General features: G+C 59.3%; 22 protein-coding genes. 12 read left to right on the top strand and 10 right to left on the bottom strand.

The window, feature by feature from the left end; translation table 11 throughout:
• Positions 1–8 precede the first annotated feature (8 nt).
• From ACVWYU_RS27530 to ACVWYU_RS27540, 3 genes are all read left to right on the top strand, one after another.
• The gene (locus tag ACVWYU_RS27530) at positions 9–1,001 is read left to right on the top strand and encodes a 2-hydroxyacid dehydrogenase (RefSeq protein WP_090324512.1); all 993 of its coding nucleotides are present in this window, start codon (positions 9–11) and stop codon (positions 999–1,001) included.
• A 77-nt stretch (positions 1,002–1,078) separates the two neighbouring features.
• On the top strand, positions 1,079–1,513 hold the full coding sequence (locus tag ACVWYU_RS27535) for a hypothetical protein (protein ID WP_090324513.1): 435 nt from the start codon (positions 1,079–1,081) through the stop codon (positions 1,511–1,513).
• A complete protein-coding gene (locus ACVWYU_RS27540) occupies positions 1,513–1,917 on the top strand; it encodes an META domain-containing protein (RefSeq protein ID WP_090324515.1) in 405 nt (134 codons plus the stop codon). The genes ACVWYU_RS27535 and ACVWYU_RS27540 overlap by 1 nt, the downstream gene beginning before the upstream one ends.
• Before the next feature lie 84 nt (positions 1,918–2,001).
• Here the strand turns inward: ACVWYU_RS27540 and ACVWYU_RS27545 are convergent, their stop codons facing one another.
• Positions 2,002–2,469 carry a TlpA disulfide reductase family protein gene (locus ACVWYU_RS27545; RefSeq protein WP_090324517.1) on the bottom strand — a complete coding sequence of 156 codons (468 nt, stop codon included), beginning with the start codon at positions 2,467–2,469 and terminating at the stop codon, positions 2,002–2,004.
• Positions 2,470–2,583: 114 nt separating this feature from the next.
• Between ACVWYU_RS27545 and arsC the strand changes: the two genes are divergently transcribed.
• Genes arsC through ACVWYU_RS27560 form a run of 3 tightly spaced genes read left to right on the top strand, consistent with a single transcriptional unit; the run spans position 2,584 to position 3,957 of the window.
• Positions 2,584–2,937: an arsenate reductase (glutaredoxin) gene (gene arsC, locus ACVWYU_RS27550; protein WP_090324518.1), complete on the top strand. Its 354-nt coding sequence runs from the start codon at positions 2,584–2,586 to the stop codon at positions 2,935–2,937.
• Positions 2,934–3,530, top strand: a complete 597-nt coding sequence (wrbA, locus tag ACVWYU_RS27555) for an NAD(P)H:quinone oxidoreductase (RefSeq protein WP_090324520.1) — start codon at positions 2,934–2,936, stop codon at positions 3,528–3,530. Before arsC ends, wrbA begins: the two co-directional genes overlap by 4 nt.
• Position 3,531: 1 nt before the next feature.
• Positions 3,532–3,957: a DUF2069 domain-containing protein gene (locus tag ACVWYU_RS27560; protein WP_457374183.1), complete on the top strand. Its 426-nt coding sequence runs from the start codon at positions 3,532–3,534 to the stop codon at positions 3,955–3,957.
• A gap of 61 nt (positions 3,958–4,018) precedes the next feature.
• On the opposite strand, the gene ACVWYU_RS27565 is transcribed toward ACVWYU_RS27560, so the two are convergent.
• Together ACVWYU_RS27565 and ttcA are read right to left on the bottom strand one after the other, a co-directional pair.
• Complete coding sequence (locus ACVWYU_RS27565) at positions 4,019–4,693, bottom strand: DNA-3-methyladenine glycosylase I (protein ID WP_090324523.1); 675 nt, start codon at positions 4,691–4,693, stop codon at positions 4,019–4,021.
• A 132-nt stretch (positions 4,694–4,825) separates the two neighbouring features.
• On the bottom strand, positions 4,826–5,650 hold the full coding sequence (gene ttcA, locus ACVWYU_RS27570; protein WP_247257893.1) for a tRNA 2-thiocytidine(32) synthetase TtcA: 825 nt from the start codon (positions 5,648–5,650) through the stop codon (positions 4,826–4,828).
• 313 nt (positions 5,651–5,963) lie between these two features.
• On the opposite strand from ttcA, the gene ACVWYU_RS27575 reads away from it, so the two are divergent.
• Together ACVWYU_RS27575 and ACVWYU_RS27580 are read left to right on the top strand one after the other, a co-directional pair.
• Positions 5,964–6,566, top strand: a complete 603-nt coding sequence (locus ACVWYU_RS27575; protein ID WP_010457124.1) for a Yip1 family protein — start codon at positions 5,964–5,966, stop codon at positions 6,564–6,566.
• Positions 6,567–6,724: 158 nt separating this feature from the next.
• Entirely contained in the window at positions 6,725–7,219 is a 495-nt protein-coding gene (locus ACVWYU_RS27580; RefSeq protein ID WP_247257892.1) for a SprT family zinc-dependent metalloprotease, read from the top strand.
• Positions 7,220–7,256: 37 nt separating this feature from the next.
• Here ACVWYU_RS27580 and ACVWYU_RS27585 read toward each other — a convergent pair whose 3' ends face one another.
• Entirely contained in the window at positions 7,257–8,438 is a 1,182-nt protein-coding gene (locus ACVWYU_RS27585) for a CaiB/BaiF CoA transferase family protein (protein WP_457374184.1), read from the bottom strand.
• Positions 8,439–8,582: 144 nt separating this feature from the next.
• Positions 8,583–9,917 carry a dicarboxylate/amino acid:cation symporter gene (locus ACVWYU_RS27590; RefSeq protein ID WP_390957074.1) on the bottom strand — a complete coding sequence of 445 codons (1,335 nt, stop codon included), beginning with the start codon at positions 9,915–9,917 and terminating at the stop codon, positions 8,583–8,585.
• A gap of 337 nt (positions 9,918–10,254) precedes the next feature.
• Between ACVWYU_RS27590 and ACVWYU_RS27595 the strand changes: the two genes are divergently transcribed.
• Positions 10,255–11,253 carry an AraC family transcriptional regulator gene (locus tag ACVWYU_RS27595; RefSeq protein ID WP_090324531.1) on the top strand — a complete coding sequence of 333 codons (999 nt, stop codon included), beginning with the start codon at positions 10,255–10,257 and terminating at the stop codon, positions 11,251–11,253.
• A gap of 43 nt (positions 11,254–11,296) precedes the next feature.
• Here the strand turns inward: ACVWYU_RS27595 and ACVWYU_RS27600 are convergent, their stop codons facing one another.
• The 3 genes from ACVWYU_RS27600 to ACVWYU_RS27610 all read right to left on the bottom strand — a co-directional run bounded on the left by ACVWYU_RS27600 (position 11,297) and on the right by ACVWYU_RS27610 (position 14,041).
• Entirely contained in the window at positions 11,297–12,643 is a 1,347-nt protein-coding gene (locus tag ACVWYU_RS27600) for an ATP-binding protein (protein WP_457374185.1), read from the bottom strand.
• The gene (locus tag ACVWYU_RS27605) at positions 12,640–13,317 is read right to left on the bottom strand and encodes a response regulator (protein ID WP_247257888.1); all 678 of its coding nucleotides are present in this window, start codon (positions 13,315–13,317) and stop codon (positions 12,640–12,642) included. Before ACVWYU_RS27605 ends, ACVWYU_RS27600 begins: the two co-directional genes overlap by 4 nt.
• A 121-nt stretch (positions 13,318–13,438) precedes the next feature.
• A complete protein-coding gene (locus tag ACVWYU_RS27610) occupies positions 13,439–14,041 on the bottom strand; it encodes a hypothetical protein (RefSeq protein WP_247257887.1) in 603 nt (200 codons plus the stop codon).
• Positions 14,042–14,186: 145 nt separating this feature from the next.
• On the opposite strand from ACVWYU_RS27610, the gene ACVWYU_RS27615 reads away from it, so the two are divergent.
• Both ACVWYU_RS27615 and ACVWYU_RS27620 read left to right on the top strand, forming a co-directional pair.
• Positions 14,187–14,978, top strand: a complete 792-nt coding sequence (locus tag ACVWYU_RS27615; protein ID WP_090324537.1) for a dienelactone hydrolase family protein — start codon at positions 14,187–14,189, stop codon at positions 14,976–14,978.
• A 109-nt stretch (positions 14,979–15,087) separates the two neighbouring features.
• Positions 15,088–15,813, top strand: a complete 726-nt coding sequence (locus ACVWYU_RS27620) for a 4'-phosphopantetheinyl transferase family protein (RefSeq protein ID WP_457374186.1) — start codon at positions 15,088–15,090, stop codon at positions 15,811–15,813.
• Positions 15,814–15,913: 100 nt separating this feature from the next.
• Here ACVWYU_RS27620 and ACVWYU_RS27625 read toward each other — a convergent pair whose 3' ends face one another.
• Both ACVWYU_RS27625 and ACVWYU_RS27630 read right to left on the bottom strand, forming a co-directional pair.
• Positions 15,914–17,524, bottom strand: a complete 1,611-nt coding sequence (locus ACVWYU_RS27625; RefSeq protein ID WP_247257885.1) for an ATP-binding protein — start codon at positions 17,522–17,524, stop codon at positions 15,914–15,916.
• Positions 17,521–18,243: a response regulator gene (locus tag ACVWYU_RS27630; protein ID WP_090324542.1), complete on the bottom strand. Its 723-nt coding sequence runs from the start codon at positions 18,241–18,243 to the stop codon at positions 17,521–17,523. Before ACVWYU_RS27630 ends, ACVWYU_RS27625 begins: the two co-directional genes overlap by 4 nt.
• Positions 18,244–18,976: 733 nt before the next feature.
• Between ACVWYU_RS27630 and ACVWYU_RS27635 the strand changes: the two genes are divergently transcribed.
• Positions 18,977–21,871, top strand: coding sequence for a ribonucleoside-diphosphate reductase subunit alpha (locus ACVWYU_RS27635; protein ID WP_090324544.1), 2,895 nt, complete (start codon positions 18,977–18,979; stop codon positions 21,869–21,871).
• The last annotated feature ends 86 nt before the right edge of the window (positions 21,872–21,957 follow it).

The raw sequence follows: 21,957 nt of genomic DNA on the forward strand, positions 1-21,957 counted from the left end.
AGGACAGCATGCGCACGATTCTTTTCAGCAGCCAGACCTATGACCGTGACAGCTTTCTCGCCGCGGATCTGCCCGCCGATATCGAGCTGCACTTTCAATCGGCACGCCTGAGCCTCGATACCGCAGCATTGGCGGAGCACCACGAGGTGGTCTGCGCCTTCATCAATGATGACCTCGGCGCCCCGGTGCTCGAACGCCTTGCCGCTGGCGGCACTCGCCTGATCGCCCTGCGCTCGGCCGGCTACAACCATGTCGACCTGGCGGCGGCGAAACGCCTGGGGCTGGCGATTGTGCGCGTCCCGGCCTATTCGCCGCATGCGGTGGCCGAACATGCGGTAGCCCTGATATTGGCGCTTAACCGTCGCTTGCACCGCGCCTACAACCGCACCCGCGAAGGCGATTTCAGCCTGCACGGCCTGACCGGCTTCGACCTGGTGGGCAAGACTGTCGGCGTGGTCGGCACCGGACAAATCGGCGCGACCTTCGCCAGAATCATGAACGGTTTCGGTTGCAAACTGCTGGCCTACGACCCCTTCCCCAACCCGGAAGTCGAGGCACTGGGCGCTCGTTATCTGAGCTTGCCGCAACTGCTGGCCGAGTCGCAGATCATCAGCTTGCATTGCCCGCTCAACAAAGAGAGCAAGCATTTGATCAACCGCGAATCACTGGCGCACATGCAGCCGGGGGCGATGCTGATCAACACCGGACGCGGTGGCCTGGTGGACACGCCAGCGTTGATCGACGCCTTGAAGGAGGGTCAATTGGGTTATCTGGGGCTGGATGTCTATGAGGAGGAAGCACAGCTGTTCTTCGAAGATCGCTCCGACTTGCCATTGCAGGACGATGTGCTGGCGCGACTGCTGACGTTCCCCAACGTGATCGTGACCGCACACCAGGCCTTCCTGACCCGCGAAGCCCTGGGCGCGATTGCCGCGACCACCTTGCGCAATATCTCGGCATGGATGGCCGGCAACCCCGAAAACAGGGTCGAGGGCGACTGAACCTGATCGAAGGTCATATGCCCGCGCCATGCTGCGCGTATGCCCGTGCTAGCATATCGCGCATATTTGGAGGACCCATGGTCGAACACGATTTCCGCTACAGCCTGATGAACCCGCAACACACCCTCACCGAATGCCGCGCCCTGGTGCCGGGGCGTTATCAAGTCACCGGCAACGGCGGCTCGATTCGCAACAACGACGTGCTGATTGTGACCCTCAAAGGCGCCAAGGACTTGTCCATGCGCCTGACCGTCGAAACGGTTCGCCACCTGATCAACCCACCGGGCCAATGGGTCGCGGTGGCCAGTGGTCCCGTGTTCGGCGAATTGGCGATCCACACCTGGCAAGTGAATTGCGACAGCTGCGCCAAAGAGCTGAGCTTCGAATTCGCGGTCGACGCCAAACTGGGCAATAAAGCGGAAAAACCAGCGGCCTCTGCGCGGATTGCCGAGTTGGGCTGGAAGTCGGTTGGTGAGAAACACCTGTGCCCGAAATGCCAGGAGCCCGCGTGATGAAACGCCTCGCTCTGACCGCGATGGTCGGTGCCAGCCTGGTTGGCTGCGCCGCCGAACCGGTGCAATTGCAACAGAACCGCAGCTACATCCTGGAGTGGATCGGCGAACGCCCGCTGATGGACTACAGCCACCTGACCATCACCCTGGGTGAAGACGGTCGGGCCTACGGTAACGGCGGCTGTAACCACTGGTTCGCGCCTTATACGCTCGAAGGCGACAAACTCAGCTTCGGCAAAGTCGGCAGTACCCGAAAACTCTGCGCTCCAGCGTTGATGGAACAGGAAAAACGTTTCCTGCAAGCGCTGGAAAACGTACAGCGTTGGGACGTCTCGCCGATCGACCAGATGCGTTTCTGGCCGGCCGAAGGCAAGCCACTGCGCTGGTGGCTTGAAGAGGGTTGATCCCCTTCCCCTGTAAATACTCTGTTCCCGGTCAAGCTTTCAGCAGGTGCTTATCGCTGAAAAGCTTGGCCGTGATCCTTATCCTTAATTTTTAGCTTGCAACGCCTCCAGCTTCGCCATCACCCCCGCCGCCGTCTGCTCGCCCATCAATTGTTCGCGCACCTTGCCTTTGTTATCGATGATGTACGTCACCGGCAACGCTTCGCTGCGCGGTAAATCGAACAATTCGGCAGGATCCTGCGCCAACACGGTGAACTTGATCCCGAGTTTTTCGCTGGCGCCTTTGAGCTCTTCGCCCTGCACATTGTCGAAGTTGACCCCGAACACTCCGATCTTCTTGTCCTTGATCTGATCGGCCAACTGGTTCAGTTCCGGGATTTCGGTACGGCACGGGCCGCACCATTCCGCCCAGTAATTAAGCACCAGCCACTTGCCGTCCAGACGATCGGAGGCGATTTTCTGACCGTTCTGGTCAATGCCATAGTCATTACCGCAGCCCCCCAGCATCAACGCTCCGATGATCGCCAATGCCGCTGCCAGTCGCCTAGTCATGTTGTGTTCCTTGTCAAAAATTGAATGCGCCTGCGACCCATCGCCTCCCGAGGTTCTGGATTGCGCGCTGCACAGTTAGAATAGCCGCCACCTTACGCAAGATGCGACCCGCTCATGACCGATCTGACGCTTTATCACAACCCGCGCTGCTCGAAATCCCGCGGTGCGCTCGAACTGCTTGAAGCCCGTGGCCTGACGCCGACCGTGGTGCGCTACCTCGAAACGCCACTGGACGCCGCGCAAATCCAGAGCCTGCTGGGCAAACTCGGGATCAGTGCCCGGCAACTGCTGCGCACTGGCGAGGACGAGTACAAGACCCTCAACCTGGCCGACAGCAGCCTGAGCGAAGCGCAATTGATCGCCGCCATCGCCGCTCACCCGAAACTGATGGAGCGACCGATTCTCGAAGTCGGCGACAAAGCCGTCATCGGCCGTCCGCCGGAGCAGATCCTGGAGCTGCTGCCGTGACTGCACCCTATATTCTGGTGCTGTACTACAGCCGCAGTGGCTCGACCAATGAAATGGCCCGACAAATTGCCCGCGGCGTCGAACAGGCCGGCCTTGAAGCCCGGTTGCGTACGGTGCCGGCGATTTCCACCGAGTGCGAAGCCGTTTCGCCAGAGATTCCCGATGAAGGCGCGCTCTACGCCACCCTCGATGACCTGAAGAACTGCGCCGGCCTGGCGCTGGGCAGCCCCACCCGCTTCGGCAATATGGCGGCACCGCTCAAGTACTTTCTCGACGGCACCAGCAATCTATGGCTGACGGGCGCGCTGGTGGGCAAACCGGCCGGGGTCTTCACTTCCACCGCGAGCCTGCACGGCGGTCAGGAAACCACCCTGCTGTCGATGATGCTGCCACTGCTGCACCACGGCATGTTGATCACCGGCCTGCCGTATAGCGAATCGGCGCTGTTGGAAACCCAGGGTGGCGGCACGCCGTATGGCGCCAGCCACCATGCAGGCGCCGATGGCAAAAGCGGTCTGGATGCCCATGAAGTGGCGTTGTGCCGCGCGCTGGGCTCACGCCTGGCCAAGACTGCCCTGAAACTGGAGCGCTGAAGTGGCCAAGAAGCCGAAGATCCTGCCTTCCATCGAATGGCTCGAACCCCGGGTTCGAGCCATGCGCGTCATCAGCCTGCTGTGCTTTTTCGGCTTGGCAGGCCTGCTTTGCGTCTACTACTTGATAGTTGCCGATCTGCATGGCGCGCGACCGTGGGTGATTCTGCTGATCGAACTGGTGCCTTTGCTGTTACTGGCACCGGGCATGATTATCGGCAGCGCCCGTGGGCATTCGTGGATGTGTTTTGTGGTGAACCTGTATTTCATCAAAGGCGCTTTGGCTGCCTACGACCCGAACCGGCAGATTTTCGGCCTTCTGGAGATGGGCGCGAGCCTGGCGGTATTCTGCTCGGCACTGCTGTATGTGCGCTGGCGGTTTCAGTTGAACCGCAAGCTGGCGGGCGAAGGCGAAATCGCTGCCGCCTGATCTGTCGCCATCGCAGGCAAGTCGAATCGCCGTACTTGCCCGCGATGGAATCGATTCGGTCTCAATGATTCACGGTGTAAGCCAGCATCATCGAAATCTGACTCATGGGCCGCCCGCCACTTTCTTCATGCCACTGGTTGAACACATCCTGCACCAACGCCAGATCCCGCAGACTGCCGGGCACCTTGTCGATGATGTTCTGCGCATTCAATGCCGCCACCACGTCGTAGCTCGGCACAAAGGTGTCCTTGCCGACCATGCGCAAGAAGCGCGGCGCCGAAAGACCGCCCAATTGAGAGCCACGCTTTTTCAGGAAGGTCCAGAGCCCGACGATATCGGTCACCGGCCAATCGGCGATCATCGCACCGAAGCTGCCCTGTTCATGGGCCACATCCAGCACGAATTGCGCATTGCGCGGTACGCTCTTGAGTTTGCCCAGGTGGCGGATGATCCGTGCGTCCTGCATCAGGCGCTCCAGATGTTCAGCGCTCATCAGCACGACTTTTTCCGGATCGAACTTGAAGAACACCTCTTCAAAGGCCGGCCACTTGGCATCGACCAGGCTGTGCTTGAGCCCGGCGCGAAACACGCGCAATGCCATGGTCGAGAGATAGCGATCGTCGCTGATTTTGCGCAATTGCGCCGGGGTCTTGGGAACGGGCAGATGGGCTTCCAGTTCAGCCGCCGAACCGAAACGGTTCAAGCAGTATTCGTTCAGCCACTTGTAGTCGCGCATGCCCTCTCCTGAGGATTGAAACGAAAACCAAAAGTGGGGGCGAGCTTGCTCGCGATGGCGATGTGTCAGCCGGTAGTGTTGTCGACTGTCACGACGCCATCGCGAGCAAGCTCGCTCCCACCGTAATTGTGGTTAGAGGTTAACCACATTGACGAAGCGCGATGCAGCGCTTTCGTCGATACGCAGGTTGGTGAAGTCGAACAGGTTGCGGTCCGCCAGCTGCGACGGGATCACGTTCTGCAGACTGCGGAAAATGCTTTCGGTACGGCCAGGGGTCTTGCGCTCCCAGTCCTGCAGCATTTCCTTGACCACCTGACGCTGCAGGTTTTCCTGGGAACCGCAAAGGTTGCACGGGATGATCGGGAATTGCTTGAGGTCCGAATAGGCCTGAATGTCTTTTTCGTTGCAGTAGGCCAGCGGGCGAATCACCACGTTGCGGCCATCGTCGGCACGCAGTTTTGGCGGCATGGCCTTGAGCGAGCCATTGAAAAACATGTTCAGGAAGAACGTCTCGACAATGTCGTCACGGTGGTGACCGAGCGCCATTTTGGTCGCGCCGATTTCATCGGCGAAGGTGTAAAGCGTTCCGCGACGCAGACGTGAACACAGTGAGCACGTGGTCTTGCCTTCCGGAATCAGCTCCTTGACCACCGAGTAGGTGTCTTTCTCGACAATGTGATACTCGATGCCCAGCTCTTTGAGATAGGCAGGCAGTACGTGCTCAGGGAAGCCCGGCTGCTTCTGATCCATGTTCACGGCCACGATCTCGAACTTGATCGGCGCAACCTTCTGCAAGTGCATCAGCACATCGAGCATGGTGTAGCTGTCCTTGCCACCAGACAGGCAGACCATGACCTTGTCGCCGTCTTCAATCATGTTGAAGTCGGCAACAGCCTCACCGGCCTGACGGCGAAGGCGCTTTTGCAGTTTGTTCTGGTTGACCGTAAGAGTGCCCATGACGCGAAATCCGTGAGGTGTGACGAAAGGCCGGCATTTTACGCAAAAACGCCCCGCTGGCGAAGGCCCTCGGAATCCTCCTGGCAAGGGAGCTTGCCTGGTCGCCGCAAATCCGGTCTCGCACAGACCCCATGGCGATTAAGACCCTTGTTTACAGCGCGATTTGCTCTAATGACCCTACTCCTTCCAGGGAAACTCCTTCCTATACTGCGACATAAGGTCGCATTCATATCCAGACCTAGAACTTACTTGGCCTGCTAGGCCCGTAGGCGCTCCACTGGGGGGCGACGGTAAAAAAAGAGGAGTGACTGGCATGATCCATCACGTAGTGGGGCTTTTCACCCACCCTGATCAGGAATGGAAAGAAATCCGTGGCGACCAGGAGGAAAGCATCAGCCACATGTACCTGACGCACACGCTGATTCTGGCGGCGATCCCTGCGGTGTCGGCGTTTATCGGCACCACACAGGTCGGCTGGGTCATTGGCAATCGAGCGCCGGTGATGCTGACCCAGGAGAGCGCGCTATGGATGACCATCATGTCGTATCTGGCCATGCTGGGCGGTGTGGCGGTCATGGGCGCATTCATTCACTGGATGGCCCGTACCTATGACGCCAATCCAAGCCTGGCACGCTGTGTGGCGTTTGCGACCTACACGGCGACTCCGCTGTTCATTGGCGGCCTCGCAGCCCTTTACCCGCATATGTGGCTGGGAATGATCGTCGGCACCGCAGCGATCTGCTACACGGTCTACCTGCTGTATGTCGGGCTACCGACGTTCATGAACATTCCATCCGACGAGGGCTTTCTGTTTTCCAGCTCGGTACTTGCCGTAGGCCTGGTGGTGCTGGTGGCCATCATGGCGTTCACCGTGATTGTCTGGGGACTCGGCGTGGGGCCGGTCTATACCAATTAGCAACACCCCCCAAAAAAACAAGATCTGCCAACACAGGCCGCCGCAAGGCGGCCTTTTAATTCTTCAGCCTGGAGAATGGCAACGACCATTCGGCGCTTCGGCAATTCGCAAGGCCCGAGGGTTGCGGCATACTCGACGTCTCTGGAGATCCATCAAGCATGCCCGAGCAACTCAATTCCCGCGTCGAAGACTGTTTCCAACAAGCCGAATCCTTTTTCAAACGACCTTTCAAACGCCCCGTGGTGAGCCTCAAGCTGCGTGGGCAAAAAGCCGGCGTCGCGCATTTGCACGAGAACTTGCTGCGCTTCAATCCGCAACTGTATCGGGAAAACACCGAAGACTTCCTCAAGCAAACCGTGGCCCACGAAGTCGCGCACCTGATCGCCCATCAGCTGTTCGGCGATCGCATCCAGCCCCATGGCGAAGAGTGGCAATTGATCATGCGCGGCGTGTACGAACTGCCGCCCAACCGTTGCCACACATATGACGTCAAACGCCGCAGCGTGACCCGTTACATCTATAAATGCCCGTGCGCAGACAGCGATTTTCCGTTTTCAGCGCAGCGCCACAGTCTGGTGAGACAGGGCCGGCGGTATTTGTGTCGGCGCTGTCGGAATACGTTGGTGTTCAGTGGGGAAATGCGGGTCGAGTAGTGTTTTTTGGGTACCCGTGCTGGCCTCATCGCGGGCACTAAAGGACCACTTTGGCACGCCGTAATTCAGCAATCCGCTCAGCGCTATACCCCAACTCATCCAACACCTGATCCGTATGCTGCCCCAGCGCCGCGCCAATATGTCTGGGTGGCGGCAAACCTTGCGAAAATTTCAATGGGCACGCCATCTGTGCTTGATTCGTACCGTCCCCCCGTGGCACCTCGGTCACCAACTCCCGCGCCTGCATTTGCGGATGCTGCACCGCCTCGCTCAGGCTCAATACCGGTTCGACGCAGGCATCCAGCTCGGCAAACAACGCACACAATTCGGCAAAATCGCGCTTCTCGAACTCGACCCTCAGCGCCTCCTTGAGGCGCTTTTGCTGGGCCGGTTGCGGCGATAAGCCGAGACTGGCCAGTTTCTCCAGCCCCAACGCCGTACATAGCTGCTTCATGAAATCCGGCTCCAGGCTGCCCACCGACAACCAGCGCCCGTCCCGCGAGCGGTAATAGTCGTAGAAACTGCCGCCATTGAGCACCTGGTCTTCCCGACCCGGCTCGATACCGCATGCCAGATACCCGGCGCCCGCCATGGCGTTCAGGCTGAACGCACAATCGGTCATGCTCACATCCAGATATTGCCCCTGACCGGTTTGCTGTCGGGCGATCACCGCCGCCAGCAGACCGATCACCCCGTGCAGCGAGCCTCCGGCGACGTCCGCCACCTGAGCGCCCAAGGGCAACGGGCCACTGTCGGCGCGGCCGGTGTAGCTCGAGAGCCCGGCCAGGGCCAGGTAGTTGATGTCATGCCCGGCGCGATCCTTGTAGGGGCCGGTCTGGCCGTAGCCGGTGATCGACACGTAGATCAGCTTCGGGTTGATCGCTTTCAAGGCTTCATAGCCCAGGCCCAATCGTTTCATGACGCCTGGACGAAATTGTTCCAGGACGATGTCGTAGTCCTGCAGCAGCTGCTTGATCACTTCCAGCGCCTCGGGCTGTTTGAGGTCCAGTGCCAGACTGCGCTTGTTGCGATTGAGGTAAGCATGACTGGCGGAAACGCCCCGGTCATGGGGCGGCAGCACGCGTAGCAGGTCCATGCGAGTCGGCGACTCGATGCGCAGCACCTCCGCGCCCATGTCCGCCAGCAACAACGAAGCGAATGGCCCCGGCAACAATGTCGAGAAATCCAGAACCTTGAGAGATGCAAGTGGACCGGGCATGTGCGTTCTCCATTGACGATGCACCAGCCTAGGCAACCGGCCGCCATGCAGCAATCACCTTATGCGCCAGTCGAGCTGACCGTTGTGCTCAAATCCCGGGCATGAAAAAACCCGCCGAAGCGGGTTCTTTCATCATGCCAAGGTTTACTTGGCGCTAGTCGGGGTTGCCCCTTCGACGTGGCCCAGAACATCATCTTTAGGCTCATCGGCAATGCCGCGACCGCCCGAGGCCAGTTCGGCGTGCATCACGTCGGTGTCCAGCTCCTTGACCCACTTGGCCACCACCAGAGTGGCAACGGCGTTGCCCACCAGGTTGGTCAGCGCACGGGCTTCGGACATGAAGCGGTCGATACCAAGGATCAGCGCCAGACCGGCAACCGGCAGGTGGCCAACGGCAGACAGGGTAGCGGCCAGCACGATGAAACCACTACCGGTCACGCCCGCAGCCCCCTTGGAGGACAGCAGCAGTACCACCAGCAGGGTGATCTGGTGAGTGATGTCCATGTGGCTGTCAGTCGCCTGGGCAATGAACACGGCCGCCATGGTCAGGTAGATCGCAGTACCGTCGAGGTTGAATGAGTAACCGGTCGGGATCACCAGACCCACCACGGATTTCTGCGCACCCAGACGCTCCATCTTGATCAGCATGCGAGGCAGTACCGATTCGGAGGACGAAGTACCCAGCACGATCAGCAGTTCTTCACGGATGTAGCGAATAACTTTCAACACGCTGAAGCCGTGGGCCCGAGCGATAGCGCCCAGCACGATCAGGATGAACAACAGGCAAGTGATGTAGAAGCAGGCCATCAACTGACCCAGTTGCACCAGCGAGCCGACACCGTAGGCACCGATGGTGAACGCCATGGCGCCAAAGGCACCGATCGGGGCGAGCTTCATGATCATGTTGATGATGTTGAACATCACGTGGGCAAAACGATCGATGAAGTCCAGGATCGGCTTGCCATAGGCCCCCAGGCGATGCAGGGCGAAACCGAAGATCACCGAAAACATCAGCACTTGCAGGATGTCGCCCGTGGCGAACGCGCCGACGATGGTGGTCGGAATCACGTTGAGCAGGAAGCCGACGACGCTTTGATCGGCACCGGCCGCCACATAGGTGGCGACTTTGGAGGCGTCCAGCGTGCTGACGTCGATGTGCATGCCAGCGCCTGGCTGCACGATGTTGACCACGACCAGGCCCACCAGCAGGGCGATGGTCGAAACGATTTCGAAGTACAGCAGCGCGTAACCGCCGGTCTTGCCGACCGACTTCATGTCCTGCATGCCCGCGATACCGCTGACGACGGTGCAGAAGATGATGGGGGCGATGATCATTTTGATCAGTTTGATGAACCCGTCACCCAGTGGTTTAACCGCCACACCGAGCTGTGGATAGTAGTGACCGAGCAAGATACCGATGACAATTGCAACGATCACCTGGAAATACAGGGATTTGTACAGTGGCTGACGAGTCGTCATTGCAAAGTTCCTCAAGAGTGCGCGGTGACAACATCCATCTGTTGTCCACGACACCTGAATTGCGAACCCTCCTGCACTGGAGGGATTTGTTTTTCGAGCTGCGCGACGGCAAGCATCTACTCGTTGTATCGCAAGGCCCGTGCCACGTTCCGCGAAAACCCTGCAAGCCTTTTGACATCAAGGTTTGCAGGCATTCCCTTGTCACCCGTCAGTTACAAAGCAGTGGCGGATTTCCGCCCATCCGACGGATCGCGTCCTGCAAATTGGCGGATATCCGCCCTGTTCATCAGCAATTCCCGCAGCTACCATCCGTCGCTCAATGGATGGGCTGTCTTCTATGCGCGAACGTACCATCGCCAGTCATTTCGCCCGTGCCGCTCTTGGTGGTGCGCAGCGATGCGGCTACGACTATTCGGGTCTGCTGCAGCAGTTGGGGATCAGCCCCGAATTGCTCGACGAGCCGCGGGCGCGCATCGCTCCTGAACAGTTCGCCCAACTGATCCAGGCACTGTGGCAGGCACTGGACGATGAGTACCTGGGTTTCGGGCAAGGCCCGAGCAAGCCGGGCAGCTTCGCGATGATGTGTCATGCCGTGATCCACTGCCGTAATCTGGAAAAGGCACTTAATCGTGGCTTATTGTTTTATAGCCTATTCCCCGATGCCCCGCGCCTGACCCTGACGCGCGAAGATGAAATGATCCGCCTGAGCCTGGAAGATGCGCATCTGTGGGATCCAGACCATTTCCTCACCGAGAGCCTGCTGGTGATCTGGCATCGATTCGGCAGTTGGCTGATCGGCCAGCGCATACGCCTGGAGCAGGCCACGTTCAGCTATCCGCGTCCGGAGCACGGGGCCGAATATGATTTGCTTTTTTCCTGCCCACTAGAATTTTCAACCGCCCACAGCAGCCTGCTGTTTCACAGTCGCTACCTGAACATGCCGCTGCTACAGGACGAGCGGACGCTCAAGCATTTCCTTGAGCGCTCCCCTGCCGATCTGCTGTCGCGCCCCGACGATGGCGACAGTTTGAGCAGTCAGCTGCGCAGGCTGCTCAGTCGCGACAGTTCGCGCTGGCCGGATCTGGAAGCCGTGGCCGCGCACCTGCACATCAGCCCGCAGACATTGCGCCGCCATCTGCGCGAAGAAGGCAGCAGTTTTCAGGAGTTGAAGGATCAGTTGCGTCGCGACATCGCGATTTATCACTTGAGTCGCGCCGACCTGTCGTTGCAACAGATTGCCGAACAGCTGGGGTTTTCCGAGCCCTCGGCGTTTCATCGTGCGTTCAAGAAATGGACGGGGCTGACGCCGGGGGCGTACCGCGCTCAGGGAAATTGAACGAGCCTGCAGAAGCCTGGGCTCGCGAAGCTTGAAACGAGGATCAAACCGCCGGAAAGTGAATCCGGAATGCCGCGCCCCCCATCGGTGAGTCGTCCAGGGTCAGTTTGGCGCTGTAACTTTCAATGATGTCCTTGACCACTGCCAGGCCAATGCCCTGTCCCGGATGTTGCCGGTCAAGGCGCTCACCGCGTTGCAGGATTCGAGCGCGCTGGTCGGGCGGGACGCCGGGGCCGTCGTCTTCGACGCACAACTCGATACCACTCAAGGTCTGACGCACGCTGATTCGCACTTCGCCAAGGCACAGGCGATAGGCATTCTCCAGCAGGTTACCCATCATCTCCAGCAAGGCGCCCTGCTCTATTGGCATGTAACACTGCGGCGGCAAGTCCATGGCGACTCGCACGCGCTTGTCACGATAAACCTTGTCCAGAGTGTCACACAGACTTTGCAGCACAGGCTGCAGGCGCACCTGATGCCGTACAAGACCGCTTTTACGCAGGCTGGCGCGCTGCAATTGATAGCTGATCTGCTGACTCATACGCTCGATCTGGTTTTGCAGGACCCAGGCTTGCTCGCGATTTTCGGCGCGTTGCGCCATGTCTTCACTGACGCCTTGCAGCACCGCCAATGGGGTTTTCAGGCTATGCGCCAGATCGTCAAGGGAATCACGATAACGACTACGCTGTTCGCGTTCGCTGTGTAGCAAGCGGTTCAGAGAACCGGTCAAGCGCAACAGTTCGCGAGGATGTTGTTCGCTGAGGCTTTCGCGAGTGCCGCCTTCGATTTCGTCAAGCTCCTTACTTAGGCGGCTCAATGCCTGCAAGCCCCACGTCAGACCAATCCAAAGCAAGGCCAGCAGCACCAGCAATGCCGCGCCGAAGCCCAGATAGAGGTTTTCCCGCAGGCCTTCCAGGGTGTGTTCGTATTCGCGCACCGGTTGCAGCGTGACAATACTGAACGCCGCGTTTTTACCACCGAGCAGCTTGACCTCGACGTCATAGACGAAGAACTCCTGGCCATTGGCTTCGCGGATTCTTGCGAACTCATTACCGTGCCCGTCATAGCGCGGTTTGTAATTGATGTTTTCTTCCTGAGTGCCCTTAGACCGCCAGACCAGATTACCTTCACGGTCATAGATATAACCGAGCAAACGGCCATCGGTGAGGTTGAAGCGCTCGTCGGGCAATTGTGCCGGCATCTGCAAGCGGTTGTTCTCCACTCGCGCAGCGGAAATCAGCGTCGTAACGTCCGACGCCAGTCGTTGCTCGATAGAATCCTGCAGTGCCAGGCTGAACGCACCCTGCATCGCCGGCAGCAACGCGAGCATGAACAACACCGCCAGAATGGTGGCGGCGAGCATCAAGCGGACGCGCAGGGAACGAATCAACTGCAGCGCTCATTGAACAGGTAGCCGAGGCCCCGCACGGTATCGATCGGCTTGAAGCCCGCACGACCTTCGAGTTTTCGTCGCAGGCGGCCAACCAGCACTTCGATCACATTTGGATCACGCTCATCGTCGTCCGGATACAGCTGCTCCATCAGACGATCCTTGGCCACGACTTGCTGGTGATGAAGCATCAGGTATTCAAGAATACGGTACTCGTATGCTGTCAGCGCCAGCGGCTGCTCATCAAGGCTTGCCTGTTTTCGATTGAGGTCGAGCAGCAATGGGCCCGCGACAATGGTCGACTGGGTGAAACCACTGGACCGACGCAGCAACGCATTGAGCCGGGCATCGAGCTCTTCAAACTGGAACGGCTTGACCACATAGTCGTCGGCACCGGCGGCGAGGCCTTCGACCTTGTCCTGCCAGTTGCCACGCGCCGTGAGGATGAGGATCGGAAAGGTCTTGCCGCGCGAGCGCAGTTGGCGAATCAGCTCGAGCCCGCTTATGCCCGGCAGGCCGAGGTCGATCACCGCCAGGTCATGATTGAACTGTTCGGTCTGGTACAAAGCCTCTTCGGCATTGGCCACAGACTCGACGACATGGCCACTGTCCGTCAGCCGGGTTTGCAGGTGATGACGCAACAGAGCCTCATCTTCAACGACCAGCAGTTTCATAACGCGCTCCAAGGCAAATCAATTTCTCCAGAGGTACGAACAGCGCACCTCGATAGTTTACGGGCCGGCCCCGGTTCAACCTCCTGGTTGATCCGGGGCCGGCCTGTCGCGAACGCTTTTTTCAGAACGCGTAGTTGGCGGAAACGTATGTCTGGGCGCTACTGGTCAGGCTTAGCGAACCCTGTTTGCTACCACCGCGCTCGCTCATCTCGGTGCTGGCATTGCTGCGCAGATAACGGTACCCCAGTTCAACGGACGTATTTCGCGAAATCTGCTGTAAAACTCCCGCCTGTCCACCCAGCGCATAACCGATGTTGCGATCGCGACTGAAGCCTGGCGATTCCTGGGTCATCTTGGTCAGTCCGGCGGAGGCGCCGCCGAACAGCCTGGTATCGCCACCCACCGGGTAGAACAGATCGTAACTGCCCAGGAGATTTTCCTGACGAAGTTTAATGCCATTGTGCGAGCCCGACACGTTGTCGTAAGTGGCGTAATAGCGGCCCTGGCTGTTTTGCTGCCCCAGGCGCACACCCCAGGTGTTGTCCTTGCCAATCACGCCGTCGGCGTTTGGATGGTTAAGGTTGTCGTTCAGGGCGTGGGACTTTTTGATCTTGTCACTGGTCTGCCCAAAGGTAAGGCTGCCGAAAGTATCGTCGGATGCAAACGCTGCCGAGCTTGCGCTCAAAACGGTGAATGCCAGAAGCAAGTTTTTGAATCCATTCATGGTAGAACTCCATGTGAGCTACTTGTTTGTTGGCTACGGGGCAAGACTACTCACGCCGCCCTGAACTCACCCTGAACGCGGGCTTAACCTAAGCTGAACCAACTCGCCCCGAGTATTACGATGAGCTTCAACAGGAGATTCGACCATGCGTATGTTCCTTGCTCTCGCCTTGCTGACCCTGAGCGGGCTCAGCCAGGCCGCCATCAAGACTCAGGAAATTCCTTATCAGAGTGCCGACGGCACGAAACTGATCGGCTATTACGCTTACGACGATGCAATCAAGGGTCCGCGCCCTGGTGTCGTGGTAGTGCATGAGTTCTGGGGGCTGAACGACTACGCCAAACGCCGGGCCCGGGATCTGGCCGGCCTGGGCTACAGCGCCCTGGCCATTGATATGTATGGCGATGGAAAGAACACCGAACACCCCAACGACGCGATGGCATTCATGCAAGCGGTATTGAAGGACAGTGCAGCGGCCAGTGCGCGGTTCCAGGCGGGGCTCGATCTGCTGAAGAAACAGCCGCAAACCAACCCTGATAAAATGGCCGCCATCGGCTACTGCTTCGGCGGCGGCGTGGTACTCAATGCCGCGCGTCAGGGTGTGCCATTGGCGGGTGTCGTCAGTTTTCACGGTGCACTGGCGACCAACACTCCTGCTACGCCGGGCAGTGTGAAAGCAAAAATTCTCGTCGAACACGGCGCCAAGGACAGCATGATCACCTCCGAAAATGTCACTGCGTTCAAATCCGAAATGGACAAGGCCGGGGCTGACTACACGTTCGTCAGCCTAGACGGTGCCAAGCACGGTTTCAGTAACCCTGATGCCGATCGCTTGAGCCACGGCGATCATGGCGGGCCGGACATCGGTTACAACAAGGCGGCGGATGAAAAGTCCTGGGCGGACATGCAGGCGTTTTTCAAAAAGATATTTAGCTGACACACCCAACGTCGGGAGCCGAACATGCCTGTGGCGAGGAAGCTTGCTCCCTCGCCACAAAGCCCTTAACTACTACCCAGCGTCAATCCAACCCGGCAAAATGCCCGACATGAACTCCGTCCCCGCCCTGCCCGCTTTCTGCTCCCCACTCGATGCTCATTGGCCGCTGCCGTATGTGCTGCCCGACACCGTGCTGCTGAGCACGCACTTCAATACCTCACAACTGCTCAGCGATGATTTCCAGCGCAGCGCCATTGAAGTGCCGGCGACCATCCAGCGCTCGGTTGCCAAGCGCCAGGCCGAGTTTCTCGCCGGTCGTGTCTGCGCCCGTGCCGCGCTGCAGCAACTGGGAGGTCTGAACCTCAGCCCGGCCATCGGTGAAGACCGGGCCCCAGTCTGGCCGGCACACATTTGCGGCTCGATCACCCACAGCACGGGCCGCGCCGCCGCTATCGTCGCGAAGAAAAGCCATTGGCGCGGCCTGGGGATGGACCTGGAAAACCTGCTCAACGCCGAACGGGCCGAGCGTCTGGCCGCAGAGATCCTCACCCCGCCGGAACTGCAGCGCATGGCGGCCGGCCGTCACGATCAACTGGCGTTATGGGTGACCCTGACGTTTTCGGTGAAAGAGAGCCTGTTCAAGGCGCTCTATCCGATCGTTCAGCAGCGCTTCTACTTTGAACACGCCGAAGTACTGGAGTGGACCGAGCGTGGAGACGTGCGGCTGCGATTACTGACGAACCTGTCCGCCGAGTGGCGCAATGGCACCGAGCTTGATGCGCAGTTCGGGGTCAGGGACGGGCAGTTGTTGAGTCTGGTGAGTATCCGGGCCTGAGGGCACCATCGTCGGCAAGCTGGCGCCCGCAAGTTAGCGGCGCATTCACTTCTGTTTTGGACGACTTGCCGGCGATGGCGGCCCGTATCCAGCGCTCATCTCATCGCTTCTCCTGATTGCGCGGCCAACTCAAACTGAAACACGCGCCCCCCAGGCTCTTGCTTTTGCCGATCAACGCCCGGCCATCGTGCCAATGAATAATGCGCCGCACGATGGACAGCCCCAAGCCATGTCCACCCGATGCGCGGGTACGGCTGTCATCCAGACGCAGGAACGGGGTAAAGATTTTCTCCCAGGCGATTTCCGGCACGCCCGGTCCGTCATCCTCGACATCGACACGACAGCGTTGCTGGCCAACCTGATAACTGATGGTCACCCGTGATTGCGCATGACGCATGGCATTGCTGACCAGATTCTGCAGTGCCCGATGCAGGTAGCGCGGCTCGGCCTCGACCCAGGCGTCGTCGCAATCGGCCGCCGACAGGCACAACCCGCGCTGCACCGTGACATCGGCACGCAACGGCGCCAGCTCCTCGATGACCTGATTGACCAGCGCATCCAGGTCGATGCGCTGGAAGTTCAGCGCCGGCGAGCCCTGCTCCAGCCGTGCGTAAGTGAGCATTTCGTCAACCAGTCGGTCGAGATCCTCGATGTCGTGATCCATGCCTTCACAGTATTTTTCCAGCGCTTGCGGCGTGGTGGCCGAACCGATCATCTCCAGGCCGAAACGCAGGCGCGCCACCGGTGTCCGCAATTCGTGGGAAACGGCGCGCACCAGCTCACGCTGGATCGCCAGTAACTGTTGCAAGTGCTCGGCCATACCATTGAACGCCGACGCCAGACGCCCTACCGAGTCAGCACCGCGCGCCGGCACGCGGGTTTCCAGACTGCCCTTGGCGATGCGCGTGGCTGCTGCTTCAAGACCGCGCAAGCGGCGCTCCAGTTGGCGAACCAGCAGGTAAACGATCAAACCGATCAGGGTCAGGCCCAGCGCGGCAATCAGCACCAGCCACTCCGGCGGATAAGGATTCATCTGATACAAAGGGCCGATTTCCAGTACCCACGGCGTGCCGACCATCCCCGCAAACACACGGATCGAATCGCCCTCCTTGCCCAGCGCCATCACCGTGTCGCCTTCGGAAATGCGTCGACTCTGGTCCTCGTCCATGTCCGCCTCATCGACCGTGACCAGACGCAAATCGAAACCAAAGCCCTTGTCCTGCTTCAGTTGCGCCAAGCGCTCGGGTTGCTCGGCCACTGGTACGCGCACCAACTCGTCGGTCAACAGGTAAATCGTCGCCCGGGCCAGTTGCTCGCTGATTTGCTGGACTTCCCCTGTGAGCACCAGTTGTTCCTTGTCGCTGACCAGTCGGTACACCTTGGCCGCATGCGGGCCGGTCTGCTCCACCAGCGCCTGACCATGCAGCACGCGGGTGCGTTGGGTCAGGTCAAGGTCGGTCTGACTGAAGGTTTTCAGCGCCAGCGGAATTCCCAGCAACCGCTCCCACACCAGCAAGGCACGATGGCGTTCGGTCTCGTTCATCGGTTGCAGGTTGTCGGCCATCAGCGAAAACGTGCCATGGGCCAGGCGCTCGCGGTACTGCTCGCTGCGTACCTGGTTGAGCATGTGCAACGCCAGCACCCCGAGCACCGCCACCAGGATCAGCGCGGCGCACATGCCGCCGTAGATACGCAGGAAGATCGAGTTCACAGGGACGAGTCTACGCAGGCCTCTGGGACGAACAGATAGCCTTTGCTGCGTACTGTCTTGATCAGCCGCGGGTGATCCGGGTCATCGCCGATTTTCGGGCGAATGCGCGAAATGCGTACGTCGATGGAGCGGTCCTGGCCGTCATAGCCGATGCCACGCAAGGCGGTGAAGATCTCTTCCCGGGATAGAATGCGCCCGGCGTTGGCCACCAACAGCCAGAGCAGGTCAAATTCGGCGCTGGTCAATTCGATGCCCGTATCGTTGAGCCAGGCTTCGCGCAATGCGTTATCCACGACCAGTGGGCCAAATTGCAGGCGACGTTGTTTTTCCGGCGCTGCTTCCGGCGCCTCGCTGCGCCGCAATAACGCCTGGATGCGTGCCAGCAGCAAACGCGGACGCACCGGTTTGCACACATAGTCATCGGCGCCCAGGTCGAGGCCGAGAATCTGGTCAGTGTCGTCGGTACGGGCGGTGAGCATGAGGATCGGGCCGTCATAACGGTCGCGGACCTTGCGGCAAATGCTCAGGCCATCTTCACCGGGCAGCATCAGGTCAAGGATCACCAGGTCCGGTTTTTCCTTGATGATTCGGGCTGCGGCCAGGGCGCCATCGCCCTCGATGGACACGCGCAGGCCATTGGCTTCCAGGTAATCGCGGGTCAGTTCGGCCAGACGCTGGTCGTCCTCGACAATCAATACCTGCCAGGCTTCTTGCTCCACGGGGGACCTCTATTTGCCAAGAACTCTAATAAGGAAGGGTCCTCCCGTCTTTTTGTAATGATTGGGGAGGATAAATTGTCTACATGCTGGCCGATTGTATAAACGTCGCTCGCGCAGAACACAAGCCGGCAAATGCGTTCGGACAAGTCGGTTTTTTGTGATAGGGTTCGCGCCCTTAAAAATCCACCCGGCCGTTTTCGATCACTGAAAATTGATGAAAAAAGGTTCGGTCCAGCAGCATTGCGGCCTACACGCCGATTCGCTCTTTCACACACAATTTACGCACAGGTTTATCCACAGGTAGTACGTTGCAATCCCCCCCTAAAACGCATTATCTTGTACCCCGGCGCCAAAAAAACCCTAGATGTAGGGTTTTGCGCAAAAAACCAAACACAAACCGGACACCAATTTCAAGCGCTTTTCTTGCCACCGTCCGGTTGAACCAAACGTAATTTCGAAAGCCCAAACCGCGCGTGCGGATGGTTACTGTATTTCGGCCCATAAGGGTGAAAACGGTACGGGTGTTGCAGTCCCCAACTGTCACCTCAAAGGACCCCGGCCTCTCGCCCAAGGCGTGCGGCCAAAGACTTCGGCATGGAAGCGGCGCCCAAATAGCACCCTTCCTACTGTCCCGAAGTTGTTATGCCCGGCATTCGCCGGTTGTAGTGCTTCAGGACGGAACGGTGGGCACCGTGATGGTGCCCAAACAAACATAGAGAACGTGGAGACACCCATGCAAACCGACACAACTCGCGAGAACCCGCAGGGCACCTTGCCGCAGGCCGCTGATTCGAATTCGGATCTGTCCGCCACCGCGCCGGGCCAGCTTCGCGTGATCAAGCGTAACGGCACTGTCGTTCCTTACACCGATGACAAAATCACCGTCGCCATCACCAAAGCGTTTCTCGCAGTTGAGGGCGGCACCGCTGCCGCTTCGTCGCGAATCCACGACACCGTTGCCCGCCTGACCGAACAGGTCACCGCAACCTTCAAGCGTCGCATGCCATCGGGCGGCACCATCCACATCGAAGAAATCCAGGACCAGGTCGAACTGGCCCTGATGCGCGCCGGCGAGCAGAAGGTCGCTCGCGACTACGTGATCTATCGTGATGCCCGCTCCAAGGAACGCGCCGTACGTGCCCCGGCCGAAGAAGCGGTCAACGCTCACCCTTCGATCCGCATCACCCGTGCCGACGGCAGCCTGGCGCCGCTCGACATGGGCCGCCTGAACACCATCGTCACCGAAGCGTGCGAAGGCCTGGAAGAAGTCGACGGCGACCTGATCCAGCGCGAAACCCTGAAAAACCTGTACGACGGCGTGGCCCTGACCGACGTCAACACCGCCCTGGTGATGACTGCCCGTACGCTGGTCGAACGTGAGCCGAACTACTCGTTCGTCACTGCCCGCCTGCTGATGGACACCCTGCGTGCCGAAGGCCTGGGCTTCCTCGGCGTCGCCGAAAGCGCCACTCACCACGAAATGGTCGACCTGTACGCCAAGGCCCTGCCTGCCTACATCGCCAAGGGTATCGAATTCGAATTGCTGAACCCGGTTCTGGCCGACTTCGACCTGGAAAAACTGGGCAAGGCGATCAACCACGAGCGCGACCAGCAGTTCACCTACCTGGGCCTGCAAACCCTGTACGACCGTTACTTCATCCACAAGGATGGCGTGCGCTTTGAACTGCCGCAGATTTTCTTCATGCGTGTGGCCATGGGCCTGGCGATCGAAGAGAAGCAAAAGGAAGACCGCGCGATCGAGTTCTACAACCTGTTGTCGTCCTTCGACTACATGTCCTCGACTCCAACGCTGTTCAACGCCGGCACCCTGCGTCCGCAGCTGTCGAGCTGCTACCTGACCACCGTGCCGGATGACCTGTCGGGCATCTACCACGCGATCCACGACAACGCCATGCTGTCGAAATTCGCCGGCGGCCTGGGCAACGACTGGACACCTGTTCGTGCATTGGGCTCTTACATCAAGGGCACCAACGGCAAATCCCAGGGCGTTGTACCGTTCCTGAAAGTCGTGAACGACACCGCCGTCGCCGTTAACCAGGGTGGCAAGCGCAAAGGCGCTGTCTGTGCGTACCTGGAAACCTGGCACATGGACATCGAGGAGTTCATCGAGCTGCGCAAGAACACCGGTGACGATCGTCGTCGTACCCACGACATGAACACCGCCAACTGGATTCCTGACCTGTTCATGAAGCGTGTCTTCGATGACGGTAAATGGACCCTGTTCTCGCCGTCTGAAGTTCCGGATCTGCACGACCTGACCGGCAAGGCCTTCGAAGAGCGCTACGAGTACTACGAAGCCCTGACCGAATACCCTGGCAAGGTCAAACTGTTCAAGACCATCCAGGCCAAAGACCTGTGGCGCAAAATGCTGTCCATGCTGTTTGAAACCGGCCACCCATGGCTGACCTTCAAGGATCCGTGCAACCTGCGCAGCCCGCAGCAGCACGTCGGCGTGGTCCACAGCTCGAACCTGTGCACCGAAATCACCTTGAACACCAACAAGGACGAAATCGCCGTTTGCAACCTGGGCTCGATCAACCTGCCGAACCACATCGTCAACGGCAAGCTGGACACCGCCAAGCTGCAACGCACTGTGAACACTGCCGTACGCATGCTCGATAACGTGATCGACATCAACTACTACTCGGTGCCACAAGCGAAGAACTCCAACTTCAAGCACCGTCCGGTCGGCCTGGGCATCATGGGCTTCCAGGACGCGCTGTACCTGCAGCACATCCCTTACGGTTCCGACGCTGCCGTCGAGTTCGCCGACAAGTCGATGGAAGCGGTCAGCTACTACGCGATCCAGGCTTCCTGCGACCTGGCCGACGAGCGCGGCGCCTACGAGACCTTCCAGGGTTCGCTGTGGTCCAAGGGCATCCTGCCGCTGGATTCGCAACAGATCCTGATCGAGCAACGCGGCCAGAAGTACATCGACGTTGACCTGAACGAAACCCTGGACTGGGCCCCAGTGCGCGCCCGCGTTCAAAAAGGTATTCGTAACTCCAACATCATGGCCATCGCACCGACCGCAACCATCGCCAACATCACTGGCGTATCGCAGTCGATCGAACCGACCTACCAGAACCTCTATGTGAAATCGAACCTGTCGGGCGAATTCACCGTGATCAACCCGTACCTGGTTCGCGACCTGAAGGCTCGCGGTCTGTGGGACTCGGTCATGATCAACGACCTGAAGTACTACGACGGTTCCGTGCAGCAAATCGAACGCATCCCGCAAGAACTCAAAGAGCTCTACGCGACGGCCTTCGAAGTGGACACCAAGTGGATCGTTGACGCGGCAAGCCGTCGTCAGAAGTGGATCGACCAGGCACAGTCCCTGAACCTGTATATCGCCGGCGCTTCAGGCAAGAAGCTGGATGTGACCTACCGCATGGCCTGGTACCGTGGTCTGAAAACCACTTACTACCTCCGCGCCCTGGCCGCGACCAGCACCGAAAAGTCGACCATCAACACCGGCAAGCTGAACGCTGTTTCCAGTGGCGGCAACCACGGCGACGACTCGGTCCTGGCTGCGCCAGCAGGTCCAGCGCCCGTGCCGAAGGCCTGCGCCATTGACGAGCCGGATTGCGAAGCTTGCCAATAAGCTGAACCTGCAAGCGTCGTAAGGTGCTTGTCTGAAACCCCCGGTGGGCCTCTGGCCGATCGGGGGTTTTCTTTTGCTTCTCGCAG

The organism is Pseudomonas sp. TE12234, from assembly GCF_054061835.1.

Coding starts and splice junctions, on each gene's coding strand:
- ACVWYU_RS27530 (WP_090324512.1), top strand. CDS start 9: ATGCGCACGATTCTTTTCAGCAGCCAGACCTATGACCGTGACAGCTTT.
- ACVWYU_RS27535 (WP_090324513.1), top strand. CDS start 1,079: ATGGTCGAACACGATTTCCGCTACAGCCTGATGAACCCGCAACACACC.
- ACVWYU_RS27540 (WP_090324515.1), top strand. CDS start 1,513: ATGAAACGCCTCGCTCTGACCGCGATGGTCGGTGCCAGCCTGGTTGGC.
- ACVWYU_RS27545 (WP_090324517.1), bottom strand. CDS start 2,469: ATGACTAGGCGACTGGCAGCGGCATTGGCGATCATCGGAGCGTTGATG.
- arsC (WP_090324518.1), top strand. CDS start 2,584: ATGACCGATCTGACGCTTTATCACAACCCGCGCTGCTCGAAATCCCGC.
- ACVWYU_RS27565 (WP_090324523.1), bottom strand. CDS start 4,693: ATGCGCGACTACAAGTGGCTGAACGAATACTGCTTGAACCGTTTCGGT.
- ttcA (WP_247257893.1), bottom strand. CDS start 5,650: ATGGGCACTCTTACGGTCAACCAGAACAAACTGCAAAAGCGCCTTCGC.
- ACVWYU_RS27575 (WP_010457124.1), top strand. CDS start 5,964: ATGATCCATCACGTAGTGGGGCTTTTCACCCACCCTGATCAGGAATGG.
- ACVWYU_RS27580 (WP_247257892.1), top strand. CDS start 6,725: ATGCCCGAGCAACTCAATTCCCGCGTCGAAGACTGTTTCCAACAAGCC.
- ACVWYU_RS27585 (WP_457374184.1), bottom strand. CDS start 8,438: ATGCCCGGTCCACTTGCATCTCTCAAGGTTCTGGATTTCTCGACATTG.
- ACVWYU_RS27590 (WP_390957074.1), bottom strand. CDS start 9,917: ATGACGACTCGTCAGCCACTGTACAAATCCCTGTATTTCCAGGTGATC.
- ACVWYU_RS27595 (WP_090324531.1), top strand. CDS start 10,255: ATGCGCGAACGTACCATCGCCAGTCATTTCGCCCGTGCCGCTCTTGGT.
- ACVWYU_RS27605 (WP_247257888.1), bottom strand. CDS start 13,317: ATGAAACTGCTGGTCGTTGAAGATGAGGCTCTGTTGCGTCATCACCTG.
- ACVWYU_RS27610 (WP_247257887.1), bottom strand. CDS start 14,041: ATGAATGGATTCAAAAACTTGCTTCTGGCATTCACCGTTTTGAGCGCA.
- ACVWYU_RS27615 (WP_090324537.1), top strand. CDS start 14,187: ATGCGTATGTTCCTTGCTCTCGCCTTGCTGACCCTGAGCGGGCTCAGC.
- ACVWYU_RS27620 (WP_457374186.1), top strand. CDS start 15,088: ATGAACTCCGTCCCCGCCCTGCCCGCTTTCTGCTCCCCACTCGATGCT.
- ACVWYU_RS27635 (WP_090324544.1), top strand. CDS start 18,977: ATGCAAACCGACACAACTCGCGAGAACCCGCAGGGCACCTTGCCGCAG.